Origin of the sequence: Caballeronia sp. NK8 (genome assembly GCF_018408855.1) — a bacterium.
Classification (GTDB): Bacteria; Pseudomonadota; Gammaproteobacteria; order Burkholderiales; family Burkholderiaceae; genus Caballeronia.
Genome location: NZ_AP024322.1, coordinates 701356 through 727558 on the forward strand (window position 1 = coordinate 701356; position 26203 = coordinate 727558).

Consider the following 26203-nt stretch of genomic DNA (forward strand, 5'->3'; position numbering starts at 1 on the left):
CCGGCGACGGTGCGTTTTTTGTTTGGGTCACGCAACTTCGATTCGACGCGCTATGTCTCAAGCTGCCGCAAACAATACCCCTTCACCGCCTCCAGCACCGCATCATCCTCCCCGACCGCCGTCGCGCAGGAAATAGCCACACCCGGATTTGCGGCCCGGCACTGATCGACGATCTCCGGAAGGTCCTTCCTCACATGCCCGCCTTGCCCGAAGAACACGGGCACGACGGTGATCGCATCGCAACCTTCGGCGGCTTGCCGGGCGACCGCAGCGGGCAAATCCGGCGACATCAGTTCGAGAAACGCCAGCGACACCGGATCACTCCTCGACGCACTCAATTTCGCCGCAAGCCGCTCGAACGGCTCGGCCCAGCGCGGATCGCGCGCGCCGTGGCCGAACAGGATGATGCCGTGCTTCTTCATTGCGCGCTCCTGGCAGGAAACGTCAGTGCCGCTCCACCCACTTCAGCCCGATCAGACCGACCACCAGATAGGCGAGGGCGGGCGCCGCCGCGGTGATCGGCGCGGGCCACGTGTTCAGATTGCCGATATGCGAGAACAGCGTGTTGACCAGCTGAAAGCTCATCCCGATCATGATGCCGCCGAACACCTTCATGCCGACCACGCCCGCGCGCGTATGCAGATAAGCGAACGGCAGCGACAGGATCAGCATCACGAACACCGCGAACGGATAAAGAATCTTGCGCCAGAACGCGATCTGATACCGCTGCGTATCCTGATGATTCTCCGTCAGATGCTGGATATAGCGGAACAGATTGAACATCGACATGCGATCCGGCGACACCAGCAGCACCGACAGGATCTGCGGCGTCAACTCGGAGCGCAACGAATACTCGGGCAGCGTCGTCTGCTTCGCGCGATACACCGGGTTCAGCGTATCGCCGGGGTTCGCCGCTTGCGGCGGCGCGTCGCTCAGTTGCGTGTCCGTTACGCCCGTGAGCTTCCAGTGTCCCGGCGGCTCGTACGCGCCGCTCTTCGCGATACGCACGTTCGTCAGCCGGAACTTCGAATCGAACTCGTAGATGCGTACGTTGGCGATGGTCGTGTCGGGATTCAGCGTGCCCACGTTGACGAAGCGCGTCACCTGCTCGCCGTTCTCCTTCGCCGTCAGCGTGTCCTTCACCCAGACGCCCGACTGAAAGTTCGACGACACCGAGGACCCGAGCGCCTCCAGCCGCACGCGCTCCGACAACTGATCGGTGTAAGGCCCGACCACTTCGCCGATGAGGTACGTGATGAGCACCATCGGCACGCCGATCTTCAGCAGCGAACGCAGCGCCGCGCCGGTCGACAGCCCCGACACGCGAAAGATCGTGAACTCCGATGCCGCCGCCATCTGCGCGAACACATAGATGGCCGAGATCAGCGCGGCGACGGGAATGATTTCGTAGAAGCGCGACGGCGTCTGCAGCCCGACGCGCAGCACCGCGAGCGTGAACTTGTAGTTGCCGTGCCCGACCGTGTTCAGTTCGTTGATCAGGTCGAAGAAGAAGAACAGGCCCGAGAAGGCGAACAGGATGAAGATGAACGCGAGATAGATCTGGCGCGCGAAGTATCGTTCGTAAATGCGCAACACGTCAGGCCCCCTTCGACAGCGACGGCAGCCTGAAGAGCGGCCGGTTGCGGATCCGCAGCCAGAAGATGAACGCGACGAGCGCCCCGACGATGACATGCAGCCCGACCAGCCCCACGCCGAACGACAGCTTGCCCTGCTCGATCCACGACTGCACGACATTCAGCAGGTTCGAGTAGGTGAGGTAGATCAGCACGGCCATCACGAGATTGATCGTGCGGCTGCGGCGCGGGTTCTGATAGGAAAGCGGAATGGCGAGCAGCATCAGATTGACGGCGATGAGCGGCAGGCCCAGACGCCAGGCGAATTCCGCAAGATTCTCGTTGGTCGGATTGGCGAGCAGGTCAGGCGTGGAGATACCCGTCGTGGTCGGCGTGTTGACGACCTGATGGCTCAGAATCTTCACACCATAACGCTCGAACTCCATGATGCGAAAGTTCGGCTGGCCGGGCTCGCCGTCATAGCGGCGGCCGTTGTCGAGCACGATGAAGCGGTCGCCGTCTTCGCGCGTCTCCGTGTGGCCGGTCTGCGAGACGATCACGTTGACCTTGCCGCCTTCCGTGCTCGTCACGAACACGTTCTGCACCTGGCTCTGGTCCGGCGACATCTTCTCGATGAAGAACACCCGATGGCTCGACGGCGATTCGCGGAACTGTCCGGGCGCGAGCAACGACACTTCGTCGCGCTGCTGAAAGCGCTGCTTGATGAGCTTGCTCTGCTGGTTCGACCACGGCCAGCCGACGAACGCGAAGAAGATGATGAGGATGATGATCGGCGTGGAGAACACGGCGATCGGCTTGATGAGCTGTGTCTGACTCACGCCCGACGCGAGCCACACGACCATCTCCGAATCGCGATACCAGCGCGTGAGCACGAAGAGAATGGAGACGAACAGCGTCACGATCAGCATGACCGCGAGATAGCCGATGACGGTAAGCCCGATCAGCACCACGACGTCCTTCGGGTCGATTTGACCCTGCGCCGCGAAGCCGACGATGCGGATCATCATGGTCGTGAGCATGATCGTGAGCAGCACCATGAACACGGCGCCGGCCGTATACGCGAGTTCGCGCTGCAGGGAGCGTTCGAAGATCATTGAATTTTTGCTTGGAGCCGGCGGCGATGCGGAAATCATGCACGCATCTCGTGGCTTACGGGAAGGGTCTTCGCTTACCCTCACGCCGCCTGCCTGTGACCGCCGCGGAAAAAATAGCGGATAATTGCGGCTTTCATCCTTCAGCCAAGATTTTATCCGAGGATAAGCGCGATGGACTTTAGCATAAAAGCCTGTGATTGGAGCAAGGGCGAGGCAAATGGTTTCCTTACCGGAAAGTCGGATGTCATCGTGCTCGGCATCTTCGAAGCGCAGACGCTCACGGGCGCCGCGCTCGACATGGATGTCGCGACCAAAGGCCTGATCACGCGCGTCGTGAAAGCCGGCGACATGAGCGGCCGCGCGGGCACGACACTGATGGTGCCCGAAGTGACCGGCATCGGCGCATCGCGCGTGCTGCTCGTCGGTCTCGGCAAGCAGGACGCCTTCAATCAGAGAGCTTATGGCGAAGCCGTGCGCGCCGCATGGCGCGTCGTGCTCGGCTCGAAGATCGGCCAGGCGACCTTCACGCTCGCGCAATTGCCGATCCAGGAACGCACCGGCGACTGGGCCGTGCGCGCCGCGATCCTCGCGCTGCGCGAGCTGACCTACAAGTTCACGCAGATGAAGAGCAAGCCCGACAACGGCGCGCGCTCTTTGAAGAAGATCGTGTTCAGCATCGATTCCGCCGACGAGAAAGCGGCCAAGGTCGCGCTGAAGCAGGGCGTCGCGATCGCGAACGGCATGGATCTCACGCGCGATCTCGGCAACCTGCCGCCGAACGTCTGCACGCCGACCTATCTCGGCCAGACCGCGAAGAAGCTCGGCCGCGACTGGAAGCTGAAAGTCGAAGTGCTCGGCCAGAAGCAGATCGAAGCGCTCAACATGGGCTCGTTCCTGTCGGTTGCGAAGGGCTCGGTCGAGCCGCCGCAATTCATCGTCATGCAGTATCAGGGCGCGGGCGCGGCCGCAAAGGGCAAGAATGCGCCGGTCGTGCTGGTCGGCAAGGGCATCACGTTCGACTCGGGCGGCATCTCGATCAAGCCGGGCGAGGCGATGGACGAGATGAAATATGACATGTGCGGCGCGGGCTCCGTGTTCGGCACGATGCGCGCGGTTGCCGAGATGGGCCTGAAGCTCAACGTGATCGGCGTGGTCCCGACCTGCGAGAACATGCCCGCGGGCAACGCGGTGAAGCCTGGCGACATCATCACCGCGATGAACGGCACGACCATCGAAGTGCTCAACACCGACGCCGAAGGCCGCCTCATCCTGTGCGACGCATTGACCTACGCGGAGCGCTTCAAGCCCGCCGCCGTGGTCGATATCGCGACGCTCACGGGCGCGTGCATCATCGCGCTGGGTCATCACAACACGGGTCTGTTCTCGAAGGACGACGCGCTCGCGGGCGAACTGCTCGACGCGTCGCGCGAAGCGGTCGATCCGGCCTGGCGTCTGCCGCTCGACGACGAGTATCAGGATCAGCTCAAGTCGAATTTCGCGGATGTCGCGAACATCGGCGGTCGTCCGGCGGGCAGCGTGACGGCGGCGTGCTTCCTGTCGCGCTTCGCGACGGCTTATCCGTGGGCGCACCTCGACGTCGCCGGAACCGCGTGGAAGAGCGGCGCGGCGAAGGGTGCGACGGGCCGTCCGGTGCCGCTGCTCTCGCAGTTCCTGATCGATCGCGCCGGCGCTTGAAGCGAGCATGACGCGCATCGACTTTCATACGAACGTCGGCGATCCGCTCGCGTACGCCTGCCGCCTCGCGCGCAAGGCGTATCTGAGCGGCAAGCCGCTCGTCGTGCTCGCCGAACCGCAGCGTCTCGCTGCGTTCGACGAGCAGTTGTGGACCTTCCAGCCGCTCGAGTTCGTGCCGCATTGCATGGCGAAGAGCCCGCTCGCGCAGGACACGCCCGTCGTGCTCACGTCGAATCTCGACGAAGCGCCGCATCATCAGGTGCTCGTGAATCTCGGCGCGCCGGTGTCCGCGCAGTTCGCGCGCTTCGAGCGGCTGGTGGAGATCGTCGGCAGCGATGGCGACGAACTCGCCGCGGGCCGCGAGCGTTATCGCTTCTATCGCGATCGCGGCTATGCGATCGAGACGCACAAACAGGGCGGTTGAGCGCACAGAGAGCGCCAGCGCGCTGCACTATGCTCCGCTTAGATGAAGAGGAGACCTCCCGACATGACCAATACGCCCGAATCCTTCGATCCGTCGATCCCCGTCCTGACCGATGTCGTCGTGCCCGGCAAGCCCGAATATGCGCGCGCGCCGTCCGCGGGCGCCGAGGCGATCGAATACGATGCGGAGCAGATCGCCGAGCGTCTGCGCGGCCGTTTCACGGGCTTTCTGACGGGCGAGGCGCGTACGCTGATCGAAGAGCGCTGCCGCGAAATGCTGCGCGAGCATTCGACGCAACTCGTCTCGGCGATCACGCGCGAAGTCGCGATGGCGCTCGAAGGCCGGATGAGCGAATGGGTGCGCGAGGCGGTGGAGAGCGAGTTGCGGCGTCAGCGGGGGGAATGATACTCATCGAGCGCGACCGCGTTGCGCTCGATGAGTCGCCGAATTTCGATCGGGAGCGCTCTTGGGTGCCCGATGCGCATCGAGCCCCGACGAAAAATCAATCTGCTATAGGGCTGCGGCCTCTTCGTCACGCGTGTACCACGCAACGGTCGCCTTCAACTTGTCGGCGAGCTCGAAGATATTGTCCAGGCTCTGCAGCGGTACGCGATCTTCCTCCTTTTTTTCATCGAATACTCCGATGACGAGTCGGTTCTCGTTTTTGAATCGCAATCGGCAAATGGGCTTGCGATTGTTGTCGTCGAACAAAACGGCACAGTAGCTGGCCGCACCGCGTATGGCCACCCTGTCAGCAGGTACAACGGATCTCAAGATAGCGCGAACGATCTGGTACGCCTCGATCTCGATGGCCGTCGGTTCTGAAGTTTCGCCGGGGAAGGAGTCCGCTTCGGCATGAGCAACAGAGGCAAGTAGTGCTGGCTCTGGTGTCATCGCACCTTTCAAACGTTCATTGATTTTGTCGGCCACCAATTGCTGAAACGCGTGTTTGGCAATCTGCGTGAACTGATCCTTCACCGTATTTTTGAAGTGCTTGCCGGCCAGAAATTCTGCGGACACGAGCCGAACGAAGTCTTCAGGAGGCTCGGTCATCCAATCATTCAACGTGTTTTTGATCGCGCGGGTGTATTTCAGGTGATTCGCTGTCGTCAGTATGCTTTCAAGGTCGAAGGCTGTCTTGGCGAATTTTTTCAACTCATCGACGTCCTGATCACGAAAGTCGGCGAAGCTGAATTCGAAGAATGGCTTCTCATCCATCTTGTTCGGTTGCTCGAGATCAGTGAAGAACCGATAAACAAGGCCATTTGTCAATACACCAAACCGCGCTTCAGTTACGTGGAAATATCGGAAAAGTTGGCTTGCATGGTTGATGTTCAGGTCTCCGCCACATTTCTTGCACTCGAACAACATAATTGGCTTGCCATCCTTCAAGATGGCGTAGTCAACTTTTTCGCCTTTCTTTGTTCCGACGTCTGCGATCAATTCGGGCGTTACCTCCAAGGGGTCAAAAACGTTGTAGCCAAGCAGGTGAATGAACGGCATCACCATCGCGTTTTTGGTTGCCTCTTCCGTTTGCACCATATCCTTCGCGGCGGCTACGCGTGCTGCCAGGGCTCTCACTTCATCGATGAAATCCATTCCTTGCCTTTTATGAGATAACCAGATGTTCGAATTCAACTGAAATAATTTTGCGATGTTCGTCGCTTGGCTCGTCGGCGTGACATTGAGCGAACACGTATCTACGTCCGGAATCAAAAAGAATTCACGTTGAATAAGATCAGCGACACGAAGCGAAGCGACGATTGTGTTTATAAAACACTATGGTCCGTTTTAACAAGACTGTCGGGAGCGACCGTTGGGAATGTTGGCTGCAGTGTGTAAAGAGATGTGACTAAAACATCGCAAAGCGATAAATCTTTGCGTTAAGTCATGAACTAGGCTGAAGTGTATGACTACGAGCAGCGAGACAAGAGTGATCGCTTCTTCCTGCTGCTATTGGGCTTCGCAAAAAATAATAAAGGGCTGCTCCAGCGTTACTGGGCAGCCCTTTTGTCGTCCGAAGCACGTCGTGAAGAACGTGCACTAATGCATTATTTCACTTTGTACACCGCTCACCCCGTCACCGCCCCCTTGTTCGCCGGCTGCACGAGCGCCGCGAACTTCGCCAGCACGCCGCGCGTGTACTTCGGCGCGGGCTTCTTCCACGCGGCGCGGCGGCGCGCGAGCTCTGCGTCATCCACATTCAGTTGCAGCAGCAGCTTGTGCGCGTCGATGGTGATCGAATCGCCTTCCTGCACGAGCCCGATCGTGCCGCCCGCGTACGCTTCCGGCGCGACGTGGCCGACCACCATGCCCCACGTGCCGCCCGAGAAGCGCCCGTCGGTGATGAAGCCGACCGATTCACCCAGCCCCTTGCCGATGATCGCCGATGTCGGCGCGAGCATCTCCGGCATGCCGGGACCGCCTTGCGGACCGAGATAGCGCAGCACGAGGATGTCGCCGGCCTTGATCTTGTCGGCGAGAATCGCGTCCATCGCGCTTTGCTCGTCGTCGAACACGCGCGCCGGGCCGGTGATGACCGGATTCTTCAGGCCCGTGATCTTCGCGACCGCGCCGTCTTCCGCGAGATTGCCGCGCAGGATCGCGAGATGGCCTTCCTTGTAGAGCGCCTTCTCGATCGGAAAGATGACCTTCTGATCCGCGCGCGGCCTGGCTGGCACATCCTTCAGTTCTTCCGCGATGGTGCGGCCGGTGATCGTCATGCAGTCGCCGTGCAGGAGGCCCGCTTCGAGCAGGATCTTCAGCACTTGCGGGATGCCGCCGGCCTTGTGCAGGTCCGTCGCGACATATTGACCCGACGGCTTCAGATCGCAGATCACCGGCACTTTCTTGCGCATGCGCTCGAAGTCGTCGATGCTCCATTCCACTTCCGCCGCGTGCGCGATCGCCAGAAAGTGCAGCACGGCATTGGTCGAACCGCCCGTCGCCATGATCAGCGCGACCGCGTTCTCGATCGACTTTTTCGTGATGATGTCGCGCGGCTTCAGATCCTTCTTCACCGCCTCGACGAGCACGCGCGCCGATTCCGCGGCGGAATCGACCTTTTCCTGATCCGGATTGGCCATCGTCGACGAATACATCAGCGACATGCCGAGCGCCTCGAACGACGAACTCATCGTGTTGGCCGTGTACATGCCGCCGCACGAACCGGTCGACGGGCACGCGTTCTTCTCGACGCCCTTGAAATCCTCTTCCGACATGCGGCCCGCCGTGAATTCGCCGACCGCCTCGAACGACGACACGATCGTCAGATCCTTGCCCTTCCAGTTGCCGGGGCGGATGGTGCCGCCGTACACGTAGATCGACGGCACGTTCATGCGCGCCATGCCGATCATGCCGCCCGGCATGTTCTTGTCGCAGCCGCCGATCACGACCACGCCGTCCATCCACTGACCCTGCACGGCGGTCTCGATGCAGTCCGCGATCACTTCGCGCGACACGAGCGAGTACTTCATGCCTTCGGTGCCCATCGACATGCCGTCCGAAATCGTCGGCGTGCCGAAGATCTGCGGATTGGCGTCGGACTTCTTGATCGCTTCGATGGCGGCATCCGCGAGGCGCTGCAGGCCCGCGTTGCACGGCGTGATGGTGGAATGCCCGTTCGCGACGCCGATCATCGGCTTGTCGAAGTCTTCCTCCTTGTAGCCGAGGGCGTAATACATCGAACGATTGGGCGAGCGCGCGACGCCCTGGGTGATGTGCTTCGAGCGACGATTGAAGGCCATGGTGTGCTCCTGAGGGGATGTTTTTGGTCTAGTGCAGCAAGAATGCAGCCCCCGAGATGTGTCTGTCCAATATATTATTCAAGGCTTACTAGGTCGCAAAACATATCAATGGAGAAGAGAAATCCGCCCATCGAGCTGCGTCTGCTGCGCTATTTCGTGACGGTCGCCGAGGAGATGCACTTCGGCCGCGCCGCCGCGCGTCTCGCGATGACGCAGCCGCCGCTCTCGCAGGCGATCCGCGCGCTTGAAGACGCGCTTGGCGTCGCGCTCTTCGTGCGCACGAAACGGACCGTGGAGTTGACACCCGTCGGCAAGGACCTGTTGCCGGAAGTGCGCCGCCTGCTCGCGTCCGCCGATGCGCTGCGCCCGCTTGCGCAATCGCTCGCGCGCGGCGAGGCGGGCGTGCTGTCGCTCGCGTTCGTTTCCACCGCCGATTACGGTCTTCTGCCAGCGCTCCTGCGCGATTTCGGCGCGCGCTATCCCGGCGTGCGGCTGCAACTGACCGAAGCGACCAGCGACGTGCAGATCGAAGAACTCGTCGCCGGGCGCATCGACGCGGGCCTCGTGATTCCGCCGCTGCCGCCGCGCTACGCGAGCGCGTTGTCGTATGTGGCTGTCGCGCGCGAACCGCTCGTCATCGCGATGTCCGCCGATGCGGCGCTGGAACTGGGGCAGGGCCCGCAGGAATGGGCCGATACGCCCGTCGATCTGCACGATCTCGTCGCGGCGCCGCTCGTCGTCTTCCCGAGACGGCTCGCGCCCGGTTTGTATGACATCATCATGGGCTGCTACGGCGCGGCGGGACTGACGCCACGCATCGGCCAGGAGGCGATCCAGATGCAGACCATCGTGAGTCTCGTGTCCGCCGGCATGGGCGTCGCGCTCGTGCCGCAGTCGCTGCGTCATCTGCGGCGCACGGGCGTCGTGTATCGTCCGCTGCGCGTGGCGGGCGCATCGGAAACGGTCGTCGAGACCGGGCTCGTGTGGCGCGCGGCGGAAGTGAGCCCGGTGCTCGCCGGGTTCATCGAGATCGTCCGTTCGCGGGCCGAAAGCGCGGGTTCTGTATGATTCGCCCTTGTAGTTCGCTCAAGCTCTCACTTCAGAATGCTCATACATCCCAATTTCGATCCCATCGCGATCCATCTCGGACCGCTCGCCGTGCGCTGGTACGGCCTCATGTATCTGGTGGCGTTCGTGTCGGCCATCGTCATCGGGCGGCTGCGTCTGCGGCTGCCGTATGTCGCGGCGCAAGGCTGGACCGCGAAGGACATCGACGACATGCTGTTCTACGGCGTCCTCGGCACGATTCTCGGCGGCCGCCTGGGCTATGTGGTCTTTTACAAGGCGAGCTATTACGCGGCGCATCCGCTCGACATCTTCAAGGTCTGGGAAGGCGGCATGTCGTTTCACGGCGGGTTTCTCGGCGTGACGCTCGCGATGGTGCTGTTCGCGTTCCATCGCAAACGCACCTGGCTGCAGGTGACCGATTTCGTCGCGCCGATGGTGCCGCTCGGCCTCGCGGCGGGGCGTCTGGGCAACTTCATCAACGGTGAGCTGTGGGGCCGCGTGACGGACCCGAACGCGCCGTGGGCGATGCTGTTCCAGAATTCGACCAACGACGATGCGATCTGGCTCGCGAAAAATCCGCAACTCGATGCGCAATACCATCTCACCGAGATCTTTCAGCGTTACCACATGCTGCCGCGCCATCCGTCGCAGCTCTACGAGATCGCGCTGGAAGGGCTCGTGCTGTTCATCGTGATCTGGACGTTCTCGCGCAAGCAGCGGCCCGTGGGCGCAATTTCCGCGCTGTTTCTGATCGGTTATGGATTGGCGCGCTTCACCGTGGAATTCGCGCGTGAGCCGGACGATTATCTCGGGCTGCTGGCGTTCAACCTCTCGATGGGCCAGTGGCTCTCGCTGCCGATGATCATTGCGGGCGTGCTGATGATGGTGTGGGCGTACAAGCGCAATCTGCGCCTGCCGCCCGAATCCGCAAAAGCCTGAGCGTCGCGGGGCGGCGTGCCCCGCAACGCATCGTTCAACGTCCCATCTGCACCGAACCGGAGACGTCGACGGTCACCGTCGACGTGCCCGCTTCCATGGCGATCGGCGCGGCCATCTTCGCATCGTTGCTCATCGCGCGCGCCTGCATCATCATGATCGGGCGCGGCTGATTCCCGCTGCGTCCGACATTCACTTCCCGAATCGTGAAATTGCTATAGCCGAACGCTTGCGCGGCGGTTTGCGCCTGCTTGCGGAACGAATCGATGGCTTGCGAAACGAGCCTCTGCTCCGCCGCGCGCTGCGCTTCCGGCGACAGCGAAAACGCGACGCTGCCCACCTGCATCGACGAACTCATCTTCCCCGCGAGCTTCGACGCCGCCGCGAAATCGTGCGATTCGAGCACGACTTCCGTGCGGCCGCGCCACGCGGAGATCTTGCCGTCGCGGTCGGTGGTGGGGTACACGGTGAACGAGCCGCTCTTGGCGGTCACGTTCTCGACGCCCTTGGCTTCGCGCAACGCGGCTTCTGCGCGCTGATTGAGCGTGTTGGTGAGCGAGGAGGGATCGGCCGCTTCCTGCTCATAAAAAAGCGTGATGTCGACGACATCCTGCGGCACTTGCGCGTTGGCCTGCGCCGATAGGGACAGCACGCCCGAGGGCTGCGGCTGCGTAATCACCGTTTGCGCGGCGGCCATTTGAGAGAAGCTGAGCGCTGCGCCCGACATCGCGAGAAGCGCGAGCGCGGCAGCGGTTTTCTTGTTGATCATCGAAGGACTCCGAACGCGGGATATCGCGTGATTCGCGACGGACTTTAGGCGCGGCCCGCGTGTCGTAAGTTCCTTGTTAGACGAGTTGCTCGGTAATAAATCGCCATTGCGCTTCGGTCACCGGCGTGATCGACAGGCGATTGCCGCGCGCGAGCACCTGCATGTCGGCGAGTTCCTTGTGCTCACGCAGCGCGGCGAGCGGGACCAGCGGTGTCTTCTTCACGAACTTCACGTCGACGAGCATCCAGCGCGGCGTTTCCTGCGTGGACTTCGGATCGTAGTAATCGCTCTTCGGATCGAATTGCGTGGGATCGGGATAGGACGTCGAGCACACTTTCGCGATGCCCGCGATGCCCGGCTCCGGACAGCTCGAATGATAGAACAGCACGCCGTCGCCGATCTGCATCTGATCGCGCATGAAGTTGCGCGCCTGATAGTTGCGCACGCCCGTCCATGGCAAGGTTTTTTTCGGCGCGTGCGCGAGATGATCGATGCTCGCTTCGTCCGGTTCGGACTTCATCAGCCAGTAGCGCATGGTTGTTCGCTATGCGGAAATCGACGATGTGCCGATGCAAATGAAAACGGCACCGGAAACACCGATGCCGTTCTTTTGAAGAGGTCCCCGCCACAGCCGCTAGGCCGGCATCCTGAACCTGGGTTCAAGATTGGTCGCGGTAAGCAACACTTCGGGTACATCGGACTAGCGACGCGCGCGCCCATGTTGCAAGGTTCCGCAACCGTGCCAATGTAGCATTGGTTCAAGGAATATATGACCTTGGCGAACCAGGCAGGGAAACGTCACTCTACACCAATCGTTTGCCTTCTGCAGCCTCTTGTCATCAATTCGACGGTTTCTTTTTTCGATTGACTTTGCGCGCTGATTGACTCGACGCGCAGGCACCTTACTGCGCTTCGTATTGCGCGATGACGGCGCCCAGTTGTTCGTTCATCGAATGCATGGTGCGGCGGATTTCCTCGGCGGGGAAAGCCTCGCCGTGGCGCACGCTGTCTTGCAGCTTAAGCAATTCCGACGCCAGCGAAAGCGCCGCCATCACCGCGATGCGATCCGTGCCGCGCACGTTGCTTGCATTGCGCACCTTGTTCATCTCGGCGTCGACGCGCGCGACTGCTTCGCGCAACGCGCCTTCCGTTTCCGGCGAGCACGCGAGGCGATACGGCTGCCCGAGAATGGAAACTTCGATCTGCGTGTTCGTCATGCCTTCTCTCCCTGATGATGTTCGCCGTGCAATTCCGCTTCATGTGTTTCCTGGGAATCGGCTTCGAGGAGATCGAGTTGATTGTCCGCTTCGGCATGTTGCGCGGACTTCGCACGCGGCAGCTTTTCGAGAATCGCGTTGAGGCGCACTTGCGCGTCGTCGATTTTCGCGGAGAGCGAGTCGCGTTCGGATTGCAGCGTGTCGCGTTCTTCACGCACCTGCTCGAGTTCGGCCTGCACGTTCGCGTGATCGGCGCGCAGCTGTTCGAGTTGTTCCTGCAGCGCTTCGCGCGCCTGCTTGTGGCGCTCGCTGATCTGGATCAGCCGGCCGATATTTCCTGACAGTGATTCGAGTTCGTTGAGCATGTGCTGCGTCCTCTAAAGACCTCGCATTTTAGCGCGGTTCAACGGAGCTTCCGATAATTGTCTCGTTTCGAGACGTAACAGCATGCGATCTCGCGCTTAATCCATCGAATCAAGCGCATGTCGTCATGCATTCGTGTGCAGATAAACGCGAGCGCCGATGCTTCGCTCGTTGAGGACAGGCCCGGCTGTTTCTCGTTCGATTCGTCATGCGCCGCGCCAATCTGTGGACGCCGTTTTCTTGACGGCCCCAACCCGCGCTCCTACACTTGCCGCACTTTTGGTGCTCGCATCCGCGGATCTCGCGGATGCAGTCAAACGGGAAACAGGGAGCGAAGTCCCCGAAGTTCAACCGGGACGAGCCAACCTGTGCTGCCCCCGCAACGGTAAGCGACCGCAACGCAAGTTGCAAGTCGTCTCATGCGCGTTTTTCCAGCGCGAGCGTGTGGATTTTCATCACATGGACTCGACTGCAAGAAACGTGTCGACGCCACTGCGCACGAATGCGCGGGAAGGCGAGACGATCCGTCGCCAGCCCGGATACCGGCCAAGGCTCGACGCATCGGCGCATATTGCGCGATGCGTTCGTCGCGCATCGTCCTCGCGGGGAGCGGGGTCGCGCTCACGCTTCACGGGAACGCTTCACACCATGTCATCGCCTCTGGGCGCGCTCGCCGCGCTCATTACCTTGCCGCTCGCCAGCACCGCGCACGCCGCCGACGACGCATCGCAAACGCTTGCGCCGGTCGTCGTCACCGCGACGCGCGCGCCGCAGCCGCTCGCCGAATCGATCCCGCAGACGTCGGTGTTCGACGAACAGGACATCGCCGACACCAATGCCACTGACGCGCTCGGCCTCGTCGCGCTCGCACCCGGCGTGCAGGTCACGCGCAATGGCGGACCGGGCGCGAACTCGGGTCTCTTTATACGCGGCGCGGCGTCGTCGCAATCGCTGGTTCTGATCGACGGCGTGCGCGTCGAATCGGCGTCGCTCGGCGCGGCGCAGTTGTCGCAACTGATGCTCGACCAGATCGGACGCGTCGAAGTCGTCAACGGCAATGTATCGGCGCTGTATGGTTCGAATGCGATCGGCGGCGTCGTGCAGATTTTCACGAAGGAAGGCGAGCCGCATCCGCCGCGTTTCAGCTTCGAGGCCGAGTACGGCAGCTATCACACGCAGCGTCAGTCGGCGGGCGTGAACGGCGCGCTCGACAAGGACGGCCGCACGACCTTCAGCCTGAACGTTTCGCGCGAGAAGACCGACGGCTTTTCGTCGCTCGATCCGGCCATCGCGCCGGGCGCGAATCCGAACGCGAACGGCTATCTGAACGAGAGCGTTGCGGCGACGCTGCGTCATCAGTTCAGCGACAAATGGGACGCGGGCGTGCGCTTCCTGCAATCGAACGGCATCAACAGTTTCGACGACGCCTACGGCCAGCCCGCCGACATCAACGAAACGCACGACCGCGTGCGCTCCGCGTCCGTGTTCGCGAACGGCAGAATCACCGACAGCTGGACCACGCACTTCATCATCGGGCAGGGACAGGACCGCGCGAATATCGAGCAGAACGGCGTCTATACGAGCCGCTTCAACTCGGAGAACCGTCAATACACCTGGCAGAACGATGTCAGGATCACCGAGGCGCACAAGTTGCTCTTCGGTTACGAGCATCTCGATCAGACGCTCGATTCCGATCAGTTCAGCGCGCCCGATCGTCACGTGAACTCGGTGTTCGCGGGCTACGTGGGGCATATCGGCGCAAGCGATTTGCAGGCGAATCTGCGTCACGACCAGTATTCCGATTTCGGCGGCGCGAACAGCTACTATCTGGGCTACGCGTACAACTTCGATACGCACTGGAAGGCGAGCGCGAGCTATGCGGCGTCGTTTCGCGCGCCGAGTTTCGACGACCTCTACTATCCGTTCAGCGGCAATCCGTCGATTCAGCCGGAGCGCAGCCATTCGGTGGAGGCGGCGTTGCAGTACGCATCGAATGCGCTCGGCGTCGCGCGCGTCACGCTGTTCCAGACGCGCTATTCGAATCTGATCGACTATGTGTCCGATGGCGGCTTCTACTATGTCGCGCAGAACGTCGGGCGCGCGAAAGTGCAGGGCATCGAGGGATCGTGGGCGGGCCATGTCGGCGCAACGGATGTGCGCGCGGGCGTGACGTTCCAGAATCCCGTCGACGAAACGAATCACCAGGACCTGACGCGCCGCGCGCGGCATTTCGCGACGCTCACCGCGCATCGCACGATCGGGCGCTGGCGTGTCGGCGGCGAGTGGATCGTGAGCGGAGAGCGCAGCGATTACGATTCGACGCTCGCGGGATATGGCATCGTGAATCTGTCGGCGCGCTACGACATCTCGAAGTCGTGGTACGTCACGGCGCGCATCGACAACCTGTTCGACAAGGACTATGAACTCGCGTACTCGTACAACACGCCACGACGCGGCGCCTATGTCACGCTCGGCTGGCATCCGTCGTGAGCCGCGTCGTGAGTCGCGTCGTTGAGCGCCCGCGCGCGATGAACGCGAGTCGCGCGGCCGCGATCTGGAGCGCGCTCGGCATTGCGGCGCTCGTCGTGCTCGTCGCGTCGCTCGCGCTGGGCAGCGTCGCGTTGCCGGTATCGCGCGCGATCGGCGCGCTCTTTCACGCGCATGCCGCGACACCCGATATCGCCGATGAAATCGTGCTCACGTTGCGCCTGCCGCGCGCGCTCGCGGGCTTCGCATCCGGCGCGCTGCTCGCGCTTGCCGGCGCGCTGTTGCAGGTGCTGTTGCGCAATCCGCTCGCGGAGCCTTACGTGCTCGGCGTGTCCGGCGGCGCGGCAGCCTTCGCGCTCGCCGCGATGCTCGCCGCGTTGCCGTGGTGGGGCGTCGATCTCGCCGCGTGCGCGGGCGCGTTCGCATCGATCGTCATCGTGCTCGGACTCGCGCGCCGCGATCTCTGGCAAAGCGGACAGGACGCGTCGCCGCGACTCTTGCTGACGGGCGTCGTGATCGCATCCGGATGGGGCGCGTTGATCACGCTGATGCTGAGCATCGCGCCCGAAAGCCGGCTGCGCGGCATGATCTTCTGGCTGACGGGCGATCTCAACGGCGCGGCGGCGCCGTGGCCCGCGCTGATCGCGCTCGCCGTCGCGCTCGCCGCGATCGTGCCGGCCGCGCCGCAACTGAACGTGCTGCTGCGCGGCGACACCGCGGCGCGCGCGCTCGGCGTGCCGGTCGAACGTCTGCGCCTGCGTGTCTATCTCGTGGCGTCGATCGCCGCGGCTGCCGCGGTGACGACAGCCGGGACCATCGGCTTCGTCGGGCTCGTGGTGCCGCATCTGCTGCGCCTCGCGTTCGGCAACGACCAGCGCATGCTCGTGCCCGCCGCCGCGCTCGCGGGTGGTCTCGCCGTGATGGCCGCCGATCTTGCCGCGCGCACCGTGATCGCGCCCGCGCAATTGCCGGTGGGCGTCGTCACCGCGTTGATCGGCGTGCCGATGTTCCTGTGGATGCTCCTGCGGAGACCGCGATGACGCTGCATCTCGATGCCATCGTGCTTCGCGCGGGCGCGCGCACGCTGATCGACGGTCTCACGCAGACGATGTCGGCGGGCGAGGTGTGGTGCATCGCCGGGCCGAACGGCGCGGGCAAGACGACGCTCATCAACGTGCTGGCGGGCCTCATGAAACCCGCATTGGGCCGTGTGTCGCTCGAAGGCCGCGCGCTCGCGTCATGGCGCGCGGCGGAACTCGCACGCGCACGCGCGTTGATGCCGCAAGCCACCCACGACGCGTTCAGCGCGACCGTGCTCGATACCGTGCTGCTCAATCGCTTTCCGTATCTGGCCGGCTGGGGCTGGGAAAGCGACGACGACCGCAACGCCGCGCGCGCCGCGCTCGACATGCTCGGCCTCGCGGCGTTCGCCGCGCGCGACGTGCTGACGCTCTCCGGCGGCGAACGCCAGCGCGTCGCACTGGCGGCAGTGCTGTGCCAGAACGCGCCGCTGCTGTTGCTCGACGAACCGCTCTCGCATCTCGATCTGCATCATCAGATCGATTGTCTTCATGCACTGCGCGACGCGGCGCGCGAGCACGCGCGCACCATCGTGTTCTCGTGCCACGATCTGAATCTCGCGCGCCGTTTCGCGACGCACGCATTGTTGCTCGACGGTCGAGGCGGCGCCTTCGCGGGCCGCGTCACCGACGTCCTGACGCCCGAACGCGCCAGCGCGGCTTTCGGCTATCCGCTCGCGTTGATCCGCGACGGCGAGCACGAAGCGCTCGTGCCATCCATTCATCGCTCATGAGAGGAATTTCGATGTCCACCCTCAACGACCTCCCGCTGCCCCGCGCACTCGACCGCGCCATCGAAGCGGAACTGCGCCGCATCATCGACATGAAGACGAAGCCGCCGGGCAGCCTCGGCCGGCTCGAATCCCTCGCGCTGCAGATGGGTCTGATTCAACGCACGGTCAAGCCGCGCATCGAGCGTCCGGCGATGATCGTCTTTGCGGGCGATCACGGCATCGCGAAAGAGGGCGTGAGTTCGTATCCGCAGGAAGTGACCGCGCAGATGGTCGCGAATTTCCTGAGCGGAGGCGCGGCCATCAACGCGCTGTCGCGTTCGGTCGGCATGACGCTCGAAGTCGTCGATGCGGGCGTCGCGACGCCGCTTTTGTTTCCGTTCCCCATCGATCACGGCTATGAACGCCTGTCGCTGGGACTCGGCACGCGCAACTTCGCGCAAGAACCGGCGATGTCGCGCGAGATCGCGCTCGAAGGCATCGCGCGTGGCGCTGCGCGCGTGCGGCATCACGCGTCGCTCGGCACCAATGTGATCGGCTTCGGCGAGATGGGCATCGCGAATACGTCGGCGGCGGCTTGCCTGATGAGCCGTCTGTGCGATCTGCCGATCGACGAATGCGTCGGGCGCGGCACGGGTCTCGACGATCGCGGCCTCGCGCATAAACGCGATGTGCTCGGCCGCGCGCTCGCGCTGCATCGCAATGAGGGTGACGCGATCGATACGCTCGCGACCTTCGGCGGCTTCGAAATCGCGATGATCACGGGCGCGTATCTCGCCGCCGCGTGCGCCGGCATGACGATTCTCGTCGATGGCTTCATCGCGACATCGGCGCTGCTGGTGGCCGCGAAGATCGCGCCCGACGTGCTTGACTATTGCGTGTTCGCGCATGCGTCGAACGAGACGGGGCATCGCCGCATGCTGGCGCATTTCGATGCCGCGCCGCTGTTGCAACTCTATCTTCGGCTTGGCGAAGGCACGGGCGCGGCGCTCGCGCTGCCGATTCTGCGTGCGGCTGTCGCGTTCGTCGACGAGATGGCGAGCTTCGAGTCGGCGGGTGTATCGAACAAAGCTGATTGAGATGCGTGCGCTCGACGAACTGCGTTATTTCTTCACCGCGCTCGGCTATTTCACGCGCGTGCCGGTGCCGCGCTGGGTCGGCTTCGAGCGCGCGTATCTGAATGCGGCGGCGCGTTACTTTCCGCTCGTCGGCGCGATGGTCGGCGGCGTCGCGGCGCTCGTGTATCTCGCGGCGTTGCGTGTGTTTCCCGCGAGTGTCGCGGTGCTGCTTTCGATGGCCGCGACGCTCGTGTTGACAGGCGCGTTCCACGAAGACGGACTCGCCGATTGCGTCGATGCCTTCGGCGGCGCGTACACGCGCGAGGATGCGTTGCGCATCATGCACGACTCGCGCATCGGCGCGTTCGGCGCGATTGCGTTGATGATCGCGCTTGCGTTGAAATGGCAGACGCTTGCGGTCATGCCGACGCAACGCGTCGCGTGGACGATGATCGCCGCGCACGCCGCGAGCCGCGTGTTCGCGATCAGCTATCTCGTCACGCTCGATTACGTGCGCGCGGAAGGCAAGGCGAAGCCGGTCGCGCAGCGCATGAGTCTTGCGTCGTTCGCGCTGGCGCTCGTGTTCGGCTTGCCGTGGCTTTTCGTGATCGACTGGAAGTTCGCGTGCTTCACGATCGTTGCGCTCGTCGTGTTGCGCTTTTTCATCGGACGCTACTTCGTGCGGCGCATCGGCGGCTATACCGGCGATTGCCTCGGGTTCGCGCAGCAGGTGTTCGAAATTGCCATCTATCTCATTGGGCTCGCATGGATCTCGTTCTGATCCGGCATCCGGAAGTCGCCATTGAAGCGGGCGTGTGCTATGGGCAAACGGATGTGCCCTTGCAACGCGATGCGCGTGAACTGGCCGGTGCGTTGATCACGCGAATGACGGCGCTGAACGTGCCTGCGTGTGTCGATGGATGGCATGCGAGCCCGCTTCGGCGCTGTGCATCGCTTGCGCATGCGCTGGCCGTTGATCCGCATATCGACGCGCGGCTTTCAGAAATGCACTTCGGCGCGTGGGAAGGTCGTGCGTGGGACGCGATCGATCGCGCGCTCATCGATGCATGGGCCGGCGATATTGAACATGCGCGTCCGCATGGCGGGGAGAGTCTTGCGCAGTTCGCGCAACGCGTGATCGGGTGGTTTGAATCGACATGTGTCGATCGGCAGGCCGTGCATGTGATCGCGCATGCGGGCGTCGTGCGGGTGCTTGCGGCGCATCTGCTTGATATCGCGCGGGAGAATGCGTTGCAATGGGCGTTGGATTTTGGCGCAGTTGTTTGGTTCAGGCGCGTGCGCGGGGAGTGGGTGCTCGTGCGGTGGAATGCTTAGGATTCCGCCGCCGACGAACCCCAAACTACTATTTCACCCGCCGCGCTCGTGCGCTTTCCAGATCGCGGCAAAGCTCCGCCGCGCCCAACGCGAGCCTCGGCGTAGGCCGATTGATAAGATCCCCGTCGATGCCAAAAAGATTACCGCGCGCCACCGCCGTCAACGACGACCAACGCTTCCACCGTTCGAGCGCAGGCAACGGGCGATCCGGTTGCGTCGCGCCCGGCGTCGCGGTGACGATCGCTTCGGGATTCGCCGCGAGCACGGCTTCGGTCGATATCGTCGGCACACGCGGCTTTTCCGCCGCGAACACGTTCACGCCGCCGCACAGCCCGATCACTTCGTCGAAGACGTTGTCACGATTGAGCGTCATCAGCGGATCGTCCCAGACCTGATAGAACACGCTCACCGGCGGTCGCTGCGCATAACGCGCGCGTAACTGCGCGATGTCGCGCGTGAACGCTTCGGACGCGTCGCGTGCGCGTGCCTGCGTGCCGAGCAGCACGCCCAGTTTGTCGATGCTCGTCGCGATATCGTCGAGATGCTTCGGCTCGCTGAAGTAGATCGGAATGCCGAGCGCGGTAAGCCGGTCCATCTGACGCGCCGCATTGCCATGCCGCCACACGACGATCAGATCCGGATGCAGCGCGACGATGCGCTCCAGATCGAGCGCCTTGTTGTCGCCGACGCGCGCAATCGTCTGCGCTTCTTTCGGATAGTCGCTGTACGTCACCGCGCCGACGATGCGCGCGCCGCCGCCGGCCGCGAACAGCAACTCGGTGACGTGCGGCGCGAGACTGACCACGCGTTCGGCGGGCTTGACGAGCATGACGGATGCGCCGCTGTCATCAATGACGGTGATCGCATGCGCTTGCGTCATCACGCAACTGATCGTCAAAGCAATCACATGACGCAGCATCACGCGCAAATCTCCCGCAAGGCGAGCGTGAGACGCGCCCAGTCGCCTTCCGTGCCCGGCAAGCCGACGCGCAGGCTCGGCGTCAGCCCGGGCAGATCGAAGAGGCGCGTCCAGATGCCGCGCAGCGCCAGTGCGTGCTGAAGCTCGGGCGCTCTAGGCGTCGCTGTCCACGCGAAAAGCGGCGTCCCACGCACGTCGAAACCGTGGCTCGCGATCAGGGGGGCGAGTCGCGCGCCATCGCGTTGCAACTGCGCGCGCGTGTCGCGCTGCCATGCGACATCGGCGAAAGCGGCGGCGACCGCATGCCGCGCCGGACCGCTCACGGTCCATGCGCCGAGCGCATCGCGCAAGGCATCGGCGATCGAAGGCGCGGCGAGCACGAAGCCCGCGCGGATGCCCGCGAGTCCGAAGAACTTGCCGACCGAACGCAGCACGACGAGACCATCTCGCGCGGTGTCGGCCGCCAGCGACGACGCGGGATCGACATCGGCGAACGCTTCATCGACGATCAGCGTGCCGCCGCGCGATGCGAGCTGCGCGTGCCAATGTAAAAGCGTGTCGCGTGATATGCGTTGCGCAGTCGGATTGTTCGGATTCGCGACGATCACGTGATCGAGCGTCGCGGGCAAATCGTGCGCGTCGATATCGAGCGTCGCGATGGCGTGTCCCGCGCGCATGAACGCGGGCGCATATTCGCCGTAGGTCAGCGGCGCGACGCCCGCCGTGCCGCGACGCAGAAGCACGGGCAACGCTCGGATCGCCGCCTGCGAGCCCGCCACCGGCAACGCGAACGGCGCGCCGTAATAGCGCGCGGCGCACTCGCCCAAACCATCGCCGTCTTCGGGCAGACGCCGCCATGCGTCAGGCGGCACGGGCGGCACCGGATAGCCGCGCGGATTGATGCCGGTCGACAGATCGAGCCAGTCATCGAAAGGAATCGCGTAGCGGTGCGCGGCTTCGCGCAGATTGCCGCCGTGTCGGATGGTTTGTGCCATGTCAGCCACTCGTCGTCGCGCCCAGAGCCGCGAGCACTAAGAAAACCGCGAGCCACATCAGCGTCGCGCGCTCGACGAGCCGCAACGCCGCGACCACATGCTTCGGGTTCGCCGTGTGTCCCGCGCCGAGCGTCGGCCGCGTCTCGGTCACGCCGTGGTACACCGCCGCGCCGCCGATCAGCACGTTCAGGCTGCCCGCGCCCGCGGCCATCACCGGACCCGCGTTCGGACTGTCCCACGAGCGCGCCTGCGTGCGCCAGCAATGCCACGCCATGTGCGTGTCGCCCGCGAGCGCGTAGGTCGCCGCCGTGAGGCGCGCGGGAATGAAGTTGAGCACGTCGTCGAAGCGCGCGGCGGCCCAGCCGAAACGCAGGTAGCGCGGCGTGCGATAGCCCCACATCGCGTCGAGCGTATTGGCGAGGCGGAACATCAGCGCGCCCGGGCCACCCGCGACCGCGAACCAGAAGAGCGCGCCGAAGATCGCGTCGTTGCCGTTTTCGAGCGCCGATTCCACGGCCGCGCGCGACAGGGCGTTTTCATCGGCTTTCGATGTATCGCGCGACACGATGCGCGAGGTCAGCGTGCGCGCACTCTCGATATCGCCGAGGCTCAACGCGCGCGCGATCGGCGCGATATGCTGGCGCAGGCTCTTCGCGCCGAGCGCGAACCAGAGCAGCAGCACATGCACGAGGCACGCATAGCCGAACGGCAGCGCGCCGACGAGCAGCCACGCGATGACCACCGGCGGCGCGACCGCGACGAACCAAGCGAGGATGCCCGCCGGCCGCGCGCGAAAGCCGGTATTCATCCGCGCTTCGAGCTTCGTCGCGAACTGGCCGAAGCCGACGAGCGGATGCCGCGCGCGCGGCTCGCCGAAAATGCGATCGACGATCACGCCGAGCACCGCGAGCAGCGCCATCGCGTAGGCGGAGAGGAGGAGCATCGCGCTTATCCCTTGAGCGCGAGGGGCAGGCCCGCGACCATCATCGTCACGCGCGTGCTCGCGGCGGCGACGCGCTGGTTCAGGCGGCCGAGTTCATCGACGTAAAGACGCGTGACCGAGCCGAGCGGCACCACGCCCAGCCCGATTTCATTGCTGACGACGATCACCTTGCCGCGCGTGTGCGCGAGCGCGGCGTCGAATTGCGCGAAGGCTTCGCGTGCGCTGTCGGGCATTACGGCGATCTCATCGCTCGCGCCCGCCGATGCGAACAGCAGATTCGCGAGCCACAGCGTCAGGCAGTCGATCAGCACGCAATGCCCGGCGTGATCCGCTTCGCGCAACGCGCCCGCGAGATCGAGCGGCGCTTCGACCAGCGTCCAGTGCGCGGGCCGGCGTTCGCGATGATGCCGCACGCGCTCGGCGAATTCGGCATCATCGCCGATGCGTGCGGTCGCGATATACGTGACGGGCAATCCGCTTTCGGCGGCAAGGCGTTCGGCGTGCGCGCTCTTGCCGGAACGCGCGCCGCCGAGGATGAACGTGAGATCGGAAGTCATCGCGATATTGTACTGACGGGCTAAGATAGCGCGTCGTTCTTGATGAGACTCGCTTCCGATGCCATTCACGCCACGCGGCACGCTGATGATCCAGGGCACGACGTCCGATGCCGGCAAGAGTACGCTCGTCGCCGGATTGTGCCGTCTCGCGCGGCGCGGCGGCGTGCGGGTCGCGCCGTTCAAGCCGCAGAACATGGCGCTCAACAGCGCGGTGACCGTCGATGGCGGCGAGATCGGCCGCGCGCAGGCGCTTCAGGCGATCGCGGCTGGCGTCGATGCGCGCATCGACTTCAATCCGGTGCTGCTCAAACCGACGAGCGATCGCGGCGCGCAGGTCATCATCCATGGTCACGCGCATGCCAATCTCGATGCGCGCGCCTATCACGACTACAAGCGCATCGCGTTCGATGCCGTGCTCGCGTCCTATGCGCGCCTGCAGAACGAATTCGACGCAGTGATCGTCGAAGGCGCGGGCAGTCCCGCCGAAATCAATCTGCGCGACGGCGATATCGCCAACATGGGTTTCGCGGAGCGCGTCGATTGCCCGGTCGTGCTCGTCGCCGATATCGATCGCGGCGGCGTGTTCGCGCATCTCGTCGGCACGCTGGCGTGTTTGTCGGAAAGCGAGCGTGCGCGCGTGCGCGGCTTCGTCATCAACCGGTTTCGCGGGGATATCGGCTTGCTCGAACCGGGGCTCGACTGGCTCACGGCACAGACCGGCAAGCCGGTGTTCGGCGTGCTGCCGTATCTGCACGGCCTGACGCTCGACGCCGAAGACATGCTGCCGAGCCAGCCGCACGTTCGCGGCGCGGCGAGCGTTTTGAAGGTGATCGTGCCCGCGTTGCCGCGTATCAGCAATCACACGGATTTCGATGCGCTGCGCGCGCACCCTCAGGTCGATTTCAGCTATGTGCGCGCCGGCGTCGCGCCGCCGCCCGCCGATCTGATCGTGCTGCCCGGCTCGAAAAGCGTGCAGCGCGATCTCGCGTGGCTGCGCGAGAACGGCTGGGATCGCGCGATCGAACGGCATCTGCGATACGGCGGCAAGGTGATCGGCATCTGCGGCGGCATGCAGATGCTCGGGCGCACGATCGACGACCCGGACGGCGTCGAAGGCGCGCCGGGTTGCGTCGAGGGCCTCAAGTTGCTCGAACTCTTCACCGTGCTCACGCCGCAGAAACAGCTGGAGAACGTCGTTGGCCGATTGACCATCGACGGCACGCGCGCGGGCGTGCGCGGCTACGAAATCCACATGGGCCGCACACACGGCGCGGCGCTCGCGCGGCCGCTCGTCGCGCTGGATTCGGGGCGCGTCGACGGCGCGGTATCCGACGATAGCCAGATCGCCGCGACCTATCTGCACGGCTTGTTCGACACGCTCGAAGCGTGCGCAGCGCTGCTCGAGTGGGCGGGCGTGCAGGGCGCCGAGCCGCTCGATTACCCGTCGCTGCGCGAAGCGTCGCTCGACCGGCTGGCCGATTCGTTCGCGCAATCGCTCGATCTGGACGCGTTACAGGCCGCGTTCGCTCAATAAAGAATCATCTGCGTGCAGCGGAACATGGCGATGAGCTTGCCGTCGCCATTCGTCACCGTCGCGTCCCACACCTGCGTGCTGCGCCCGAGATGCACGGCCGTCGCCTTCGCGACGATTTTCCCGTCGCGCGCCGTCGAGACGTGGTTGCTCTTGAGTTCGAGCGTCGTGAAGTTCTGCGCCTTGTCCGGCAGATGCGCGATGCACGCATAGCCGCAGCACGTATCCGCGAGTCCGATGACGGTTGCCGCATGCAGAAAGCCGTTCGGCGCGAGCAGTTCCGGACGGATCACGAGTTCGCCGCTCAACTGGCCCTGATCGAGCGAAATCAGTTGTACGCCGAGCAGGTCGGGCAGGCGGCCTTTCTGGCGGTTGCGCAGGAAATCGAGAGTGACGTCGGGGCGAAGTGCGGTCATGGGTATCGTCGTGTCGAAAAGTTGAATTTGGCATGGCCGTTCGGTCAACATGCCGGATGCATCACTTTTGCCGATAATATCAACGCTCGAATCATGCACCTGTTCTCATCAAGACGAAATCGTGCGCGGCGGCGCGTGCGCGCGCTCAACAAAATCCAGGACACTTCATGACCGTGATCGTGGTGGCAAATCCGAAGGGCGGCGTCGGCAAAAGCACGCTCGCAACCAATCTGGCCGGTTGTTTCGCGGCGGACGGCGAGTGGGTCGCGCTCGCCGATCTCGACAAGCAGCGCTCGTCGCACGCGTGGCTCTCGCTGCGCGCCGAGACGCTGCCGAAGATCGAGGAATGGGCGATCGACGTCGATGCCCCCGCAAAACCGCCGAAAGGTCTGGAGAAAGCCGTCGTCGACACGCCCGCCGGCGTGCACGGCAACCGGCTCGCGCTCGCGCTGGAGCTGGCGGACAAGGTAATCGTGCCGCTCCAGCCGTCGATGTTCGACATCCTCGCGACGCAGGACTTTCTCGCGAAGCTGGCGAAGGAAAAGGCGGTGCGCAAGGGCGCGATCGAAGTCGGCGTGGTCGGCATGCGCGTGGATGCCCGCACGCGCTCGGCGGACCAGTTGCATCGTTTCGTCGAAGGGCTCGACCTGCCGGTGCTCGGCTTCCTGCGCGACACGCAGAACTACGTGCAGCTCGCCGCGCACGGACTCACCATCTGGGACGTGGCGAAAAGCCGCGTCGAGAAGGATCTGGAGCAGTGGGAACCCATCATCGAATGGGTGTCGAAGAAATGAAAAAGCCGGCGTCCTTCGAGGAATCGCCGGCTTGTTGAGGCAGCAGCGCCGAAATCAGGTCCAGCTCTGCGTCGGAACGTGATCGCGGCTGCCCTTGATGCGGTTGTCGTCGTCGACGAATACGAGATTCGGCTTCCAGCCCGCCTTGATCTCTTCTTCGTCCACCTGCGCGAACGCCGCGATGATCACGAGGTCGCCCAGTTGCGCGCGGCGCGCCGCCGAGCCGTTCAGCGAGATCATGCCGCTGCCGCGCTCGCCCTTGATCGCGTAGGTGGTGAGGCGCTCGCCGTTGTTCACGTTCCAGATGTCGATCTGCTCGTTTTCCATCAGGTTCGCGGCTTCGAGCAGGTCTTCGTCGATCGCGCACGAGCCTTCGTAGTGCAATTCGCAGTGCGTGACCGTCGCGCGGTGGATTTTCGATTTGAGCAGGGTGCGCTGCATGATGCTTCCT

28 protein-coding genes, 1 other RNA gene and 1 riboswitch are annotated in these 26203 nt (G+C 63.7%); of the genes, 13 read left to right on the forward strand and 16 right to left on the reverse strand.

All coding sequences use genetic code 11. From position 1 onward, the window contains the following. Positions 1-50: 50 nt before the first annotated feature. From NK8_RS03270 to lptF, 3 genes are read right to left on the reverse strand one after another with little or no spacing between them, the layout of a single operon-like run. Positions 51-422: a sirohydrochlorin chelatase gene (locus NK8_RS03270; RefSeq protein WP_213227415.1), complete on the reverse strand. Its 372-nt coding sequence runs from the start codon at positions 420-422 to the stop codon at positions 51-53. A 22-nt stretch (positions 423-444) separates the two neighbouring features. Further along, positions 445-1593 (reverse strand): LPS export ABC transporter permease LptG, encoded by a 1149-nt coding sequence (gene lptG, locus NK8_RS03275; RefSeq protein ID WP_162066759.1) that lies wholly within the window; start codon positions 1591-1593, stop codon positions 445-447. A gap of 4 nt (positions 1594-1597) precedes the next feature. Further along, a complete protein-coding gene (gene lptF / locus NK8_RS03280) occupies positions 1598-2689 on the reverse strand; it encodes an LPS export ABC transporter permease LptF (protein WP_213227417.1) in 1092 nt (363 codons plus the stop codon). A gap of 171 nt (positions 2690-2860) precedes the next feature. Here lptF and NK8_RS03285 point away from each other — a divergent pair, with 171 nt between their 5' ends. The 3 genes from NK8_RS03285 to NK8_RS03295 all read left to right on the forward strand — a co-directional run bounded on the left by NK8_RS03285 (position 2861) and on the right by NK8_RS03295 (position 5213). After that, positions 2861-4384: a leucyl aminopeptidase gene (locus NK8_RS03285; RefSeq protein ID WP_213227418.1), complete on the forward strand. Its 1524-nt coding sequence runs from the start codon at positions 2861-2863 to the stop codon at positions 4382-4384. 7 nt (positions 4385-4391) lie between these two features. Further along, positions 4392-4808, forward strand: coding sequence for a DNA polymerase III subunit chi (locus tag NK8_RS03290; RefSeq protein ID WP_162065075.1), 417 nt, complete (start codon positions 4392-4394; stop codon positions 4806-4808). A gap of 63 nt (positions 4809-4871) precedes the next feature. Beyond that, positions 4872-5213, forward strand: coding sequence for a DUF2486 family protein (locus tag NK8_RS03295; protein ID WP_213227420.1), 342 nt, complete (start codon positions 4872-4874; stop codon positions 5211-5213). 105 nt (positions 5214-5318) lie between these two features. On the opposite strand, the gene NK8_RS03300 is transcribed toward NK8_RS03295, so the two are convergent. Then, the gene (locus NK8_RS03300; protein ID WP_213227423.1) at positions 5319-6407 is read right to left on the reverse strand and encodes a type I restriction endonuclease; all 1089 of its coding nucleotides are present in this window, start codon (positions 6405-6407) and stop codon (positions 5319-5321) included. Between the two features lie 473 nt (positions 6408-6880). Continuing rightward, positions 6881-8554, reverse strand: a complete 1674-nt coding sequence (gene ilvD / locus NK8_RS03305; RefSeq protein WP_213227425.1) for a dihydroxy-acid dehydratase — start codon at positions 8552-8554, stop codon at positions 6881-6883. A 108-nt stretch (positions 8555-8662) separates the two neighbouring features. Here ilvD and NK8_RS03310 point away from each other — a divergent pair, with 108 nt between their 5' ends. Both NK8_RS03310 and lgt read left to right on the forward strand, forming a co-directional pair. Then, positions 8663-9622, forward strand: a complete 960-nt coding sequence (locus NK8_RS03310) for a LysR family transcriptional regulator (protein WP_213227427.1) — start codon at positions 8663-8665, stop codon at positions 9620-9622. A gap of 36 nt (positions 9623-9658) precedes the next feature. Further along, on the forward strand, positions 9659-10561 hold the full coding sequence (gene lgt / locus NK8_RS03315) for a prolipoprotein diacylglyceryl transferase (protein ID WP_162065079.1): 903 nt from the start codon (positions 9659-9661) through the stop codon (positions 10559-10561). Positions 10562-10595: 34 nt separating this feature from the next. Here lgt and NK8_RS03320 read toward each other — a convergent pair whose 3' ends face one another. From NK8_RS03320 to NK8_RS03340, 5 genes are all read right to left on the reverse strand, one after another. Further along, positions 10596-11327 carry an SIMPL domain-containing protein gene (locus NK8_RS03320; protein ID WP_213227429.1) on the reverse strand — a complete coding sequence of 244 codons (732 nt, stop codon included), beginning with the start codon at positions 11325-11327 and terminating at the stop codon, positions 10596-10598. A gap of 76 nt (positions 11328-11403) precedes the next feature. Then, entirely contained in the window at positions 11404-11862 is a 459-nt protein-coding gene (locus tag NK8_RS03325) for an EVE domain-containing protein (protein ID WP_213227431.1), read from the reverse strand. An 80-nt stretch (positions 11863-11942) separates the two neighbouring features. Then, a non-coding RNA gene (gene ssrS, locus NK8_RS03330) (6S RNA) lies at positions 11943-12124 on the reverse strand. Between the two features lie 105 nt (positions 12125-12229). After that, the gene (locus NK8_RS03335) at positions 12230-12544 is read right to left on the reverse strand and encodes a cell division protein ZapA (protein ID WP_061173025.1); all 315 of its coding nucleotides are present in this window, start codon (positions 12542-12544) and stop codon (positions 12230-12232) included. Beyond that, entirely contained in the window at positions 12541-12909 is a 369-nt protein-coding gene (locus tag NK8_RS03340) for an ATPase (protein WP_213227433.1), read from the reverse strand. Before NK8_RS03340 ends, NK8_RS03335 begins: the two co-directional genes overlap by 4 nt. 261 nt (positions 12910-13170) lie before the next feature. Continuing rightward, positions 13171-13473, forward strand: a riboswitch (cobalamin riboswitch). Positions 13474-13555: 82 nt separating this feature from the next. Here NK8_RS03340 and NK8_RS03345 point away from each other — a divergent pair. The 6 genes from NK8_RS03345 to NK8_RS03370 are packed head-to-tail and all read left to right on the forward strand — an operon-like array spanning position 13556 to position 19597. After that, on the forward strand, positions 13556-15397 hold the full coding sequence (locus tag NK8_RS03345) for a TonB-dependent receptor (RefSeq protein WP_213227435.1): 1842 nt from the start codon (positions 13556-13558) through the stop codon (positions 15395-15397). Between the two features lie 38 nt (positions 15398-15435). Beyond that, entirely contained in the window at positions 15436-16434 is a 999-nt protein-coding gene (locus tag NK8_RS03350; RefSeq protein WP_213228463.1) for an iron ABC transporter permease, read from the forward strand. Further along, complete coding sequence (locus NK8_RS03355; RefSeq protein WP_213227437.1) at positions 16431-17207, forward strand: ABC transporter ATP-binding protein; 777 nt, start codon at positions 16431-16433, stop codon at positions 17205-17207. Before NK8_RS03350 ends, NK8_RS03355 begins: the two co-directional genes overlap by 4 nt. A gap of 11 nt (positions 17208-17218) precedes the next feature. Continuing rightward, entirely contained in the window at positions 17219-18283 is a 1065-nt protein-coding gene (gene cobT / locus NK8_RS03360; protein WP_213227439.1) for a nicotinate-nucleotide--dimethylbenzimidazole phosphoribosyltransferase, read from the forward strand. Position 18284: 1 nt separating this feature from the next. Then, positions 18285-19043 (forward strand): adenosylcobinamide-GDP ribazoletransferase, encoded by a 759-nt coding sequence (locus NK8_RS03365; protein ID WP_213228465.1) that lies wholly within the window; start codon positions 18285-18287, stop codon positions 19041-19043. Then, complete coding sequence (locus NK8_RS03370) at positions 19028-19597, forward strand: histidine phosphatase family protein (RefSeq protein ID WP_213227441.1); 570 nt, start codon at positions 19028-19030, stop codon at positions 19595-19597. Before NK8_RS03365 ends, NK8_RS03370 begins: the two co-directional genes overlap by 16 nt. A gap of 28 nt (positions 19598-19625) precedes the next feature. On the opposite strand, the gene NK8_RS03375 is transcribed toward NK8_RS03370, so the two are convergent. From NK8_RS03375 to cobU, 4 genes are read right to left on the reverse strand one after another with little or no spacing between them, the layout of a single operon-like run. Then, positions 19626-20516: a cobalamin-binding protein gene (locus NK8_RS03375; protein WP_213228467.1), complete on the reverse strand. Its 891-nt coding sequence runs from the start codon at positions 20514-20516 to the stop codon at positions 19626-19628. Further along, positions 20516-21511, reverse strand: coding sequence for a threonine-phosphate decarboxylase CobD (cobD, locus tag NK8_RS03380; RefSeq protein WP_213227443.1), 996 nt, complete (start codon positions 21509-21511; stop codon positions 20516-20518). Before cobD ends, NK8_RS03375 begins: the two co-directional genes overlap by 1 nt. A gap of 1 nt (position 21512) precedes the next feature. Further along, positions 21513-22454, reverse strand: coding sequence for an adenosylcobinamide-phosphate synthase CbiB (gene cbiB, locus NK8_RS03385; protein ID WP_213227445.1), 942 nt, complete (start codon positions 22452-22454; stop codon positions 21513-21515). Between the two features lie 5 nt (positions 22455-22459). Next, positions 22460-23011, reverse strand: coding sequence for a bifunctional adenosylcobinamide kinase/adenosylcobinamide-phosphate guanylyltransferase (gene cobU, locus NK8_RS03390; RefSeq protein ID WP_213227447.1), 552 nt, complete (start codon positions 23009-23011; stop codon positions 22460-22462). Positions 23012-23069: 58 nt separating this feature from the next. On the opposite strand from cobU, the gene NK8_RS03395 reads away from it, so the two are divergent. Then, on the forward strand, positions 23070-24545 hold the full coding sequence (locus tag NK8_RS03395) for a cobyric acid synthase (RefSeq protein ID WP_213227449.1): 1476 nt from the start codon (positions 23070-23072) through the stop codon (positions 24543-24545). Here NK8_RS03395 and NK8_RS03400 read toward each other — a convergent pair. Beyond that, entirely contained in the window at positions 24539-24958 is a 420-nt protein-coding gene (locus tag NK8_RS03400) for a PaaI family thioesterase (RefSeq protein ID WP_061173036.1), read from the reverse strand. The two genes, NK8_RS03395 and NK8_RS03400, sit on opposite strands and share 7 nt — an antisense overlap. 167 nt (positions 24959-25125) lie before the next feature. On the opposite strand from NK8_RS03400, the gene NK8_RS03405 reads away from it, so the two are divergent. Next, positions 25126-25752 carry a ParA family protein gene (locus NK8_RS03405; protein ID WP_162065091.1) on the forward strand — a complete coding sequence of 209 codons (627 nt, stop codon included), beginning with the start codon at positions 25126-25128 and terminating at the stop codon, positions 25750-25752. A 54-nt stretch (positions 25753-25806) separates the two neighbouring features. Here NK8_RS03405 and panD read toward each other — a convergent pair whose 3' ends face one another. Further along, positions 25807-26193, reverse strand: a complete 387-nt coding sequence (gene panD, locus NK8_RS03410) for an aspartate 1-decarboxylase (RefSeq protein WP_213227451.1) — start codon at positions 26191-26193, stop codon at positions 25807-25809. Positions 26194-26203 lie beyond the last annotated feature (10 nt).

Coding starts and splice junctions, on each gene's coding strand:
- NK8_RS03270 (WP_213227415.1), bottom strand. CDS start 422: ATGAAGAAGCACGGCATCATCCTGTTCGGCCACGGCGCGCGCGATCCG.
- lptF (WP_213227417.1), bottom strand. CDS start 2,689: ATGATCTTCGAACGCTCCCTGCAGCGCGAACTCGCGTATACGGCCGGC.
- NK8_RS03285 (WP_213227418.1), top strand. CDS start 2,861: ATGGACTTTAGCATAAAAGCCTGTGATTGGAGCAAGGGCGAGGCAAAT.
- NK8_RS03290 (WP_162065075.1), top strand. CDS start 4,392: ATGACGCGCATCGACTTTCATACGAACGTCGGCGATCCGCTCGCGTAC.
- NK8_RS03295 (WP_213227420.1), top strand. CDS start 4,872: ATGACCAATACGCCCGAATCCTTCGATCCGTCGATCCCCGTCCTGACC.
- NK8_RS03300 (WP_213227423.1), bottom strand. CDS start 6,407: ATGGATTTCATCGATGAAGTGAGAGCCCTGGCAGCACGCGTAGCCGCC.
- ilvD (WP_213227425.1), bottom strand. CDS start 8,554: ATGGCCTTCAATCGTCGCTCGAAGCACATCACCCAGGGCGTCGCGCGC.
- NK8_RS03310 (WP_213227427.1), top strand. CDS start 8,663: ATGGAGAAGAGAAATCCGCCCATCGAGCTGCGTCTGCTGCGCTATTTC.
- lgt (WP_162065079.1), top strand. CDS start 9,659: ATGCTCATACATCCCAATTTCGATCCCATCGCGATCCATCTCGGACCG.
- NK8_RS03320 (WP_213227429.1), bottom strand. CDS start 11,327: ATGATCAACAAGAAAACCGCTGCCGCGCTCGCGCTTCTCGCGATGTCG.
- NK8_RS03325 (WP_213227431.1), bottom strand. CDS start 11,862: ATGCGCTACTGGCTGATGAAGTCCGAACCGGACGAAGCGAGCATCGAT.
- NK8_RS03335 (WP_061173025.1), bottom strand. CDS start 12,544: ATGACGAACACGCAGATCGAAGTTTCCATTCTCGGGCAGCCGTATCGC.
- NK8_RS03340 (WP_213227433.1), bottom strand. CDS start 12,909: ATGCTCAACGAACTCGAATCACTGTCAGGAAATATCGGCCGGCTGATC.
- NK8_RS03345 (WP_213227435.1), top strand. CDS start 13,556: ATGTCATCGCCTCTGGGCGCGCTCGCCGCGCTCATTACCTTGCCGCTC.
- NK8_RS03350 (WP_213228463.1), top strand. CDS start 15,436: ATGAACGCGAGTCGCGCGGCCGCGATCTGGAGCGCGCTCGGCATTGCG.
- NK8_RS03355 (WP_213227437.1), top strand. CDS start 16,431: ATGACGCTGCATCTCGATGCCATCGTGCTTCGCGCGGGCGCGCGCACG.
- cobT (WP_213227439.1), top strand. CDS start 17,219: ATGTCCACCCTCAACGACCTCCCGCTGCCCCGCGCACTCGACCGCGCC.
- NK8_RS03365 (WP_213228465.1), top strand. CDS start 18,285: ATGCGTGCGCTCGACGAACTGCGTTATTTCTTCACCGCGCTCGGCTAT.
- NK8_RS03370 (WP_213227441.1), top strand. CDS start 19,028: ATGGATCTCGTTCTGATCCGGCATCCGGAAGTCGCCATTGAAGCGGGC.
- NK8_RS03375 (WP_213228467.1), bottom strand. CDS start 20,516: ATGCTGCGTCATGTGATTGCTTTGACGATCAGTTGCGTGATGACGCAA.
- cobD (WP_213227443.1), bottom strand. CDS start 21,511: ATGGCACAAACCATCCGACACGGCGGCAATCTGCGCGAAGCCGCGCAC.
- cbiB (WP_213227445.1), bottom strand. CDS start 22,454: ATGCTCCTCCTCTCCGCCTACGCGATGGCGCTGCTCGCGGTGCTCGGC.
- cobU (WP_213227447.1), bottom strand. CDS start 23,011: ATGACTTCCGATCTCACGTTCATCCTCGGCGGCGCGCGTTCCGGCAAG.
- NK8_RS03395 (WP_213227449.1), top strand. CDS start 23,070: ATGCCATTCACGCCACGCGGCACGCTGATGATCCAGGGCACGACGTCC.
- NK8_RS03400 (WP_061173036.1), bottom strand. CDS start 24,958: ATGACCGCACTTCGCCCCGACGTCACTCTCGATTTCCTGCGCAACCGC.
- NK8_RS03405 (WP_162065091.1), top strand. CDS start 25,126: ATGACCGTGATCGTGGTGGCAAATCCGAAGGGCGGCGTCGGCAAAAGC.
- panD (WP_213227451.1), bottom strand. CDS start 26,193: ATGCAGCGCACCCTGCTCAAATCGAAAATCCACCGCGCGACGGTCACG.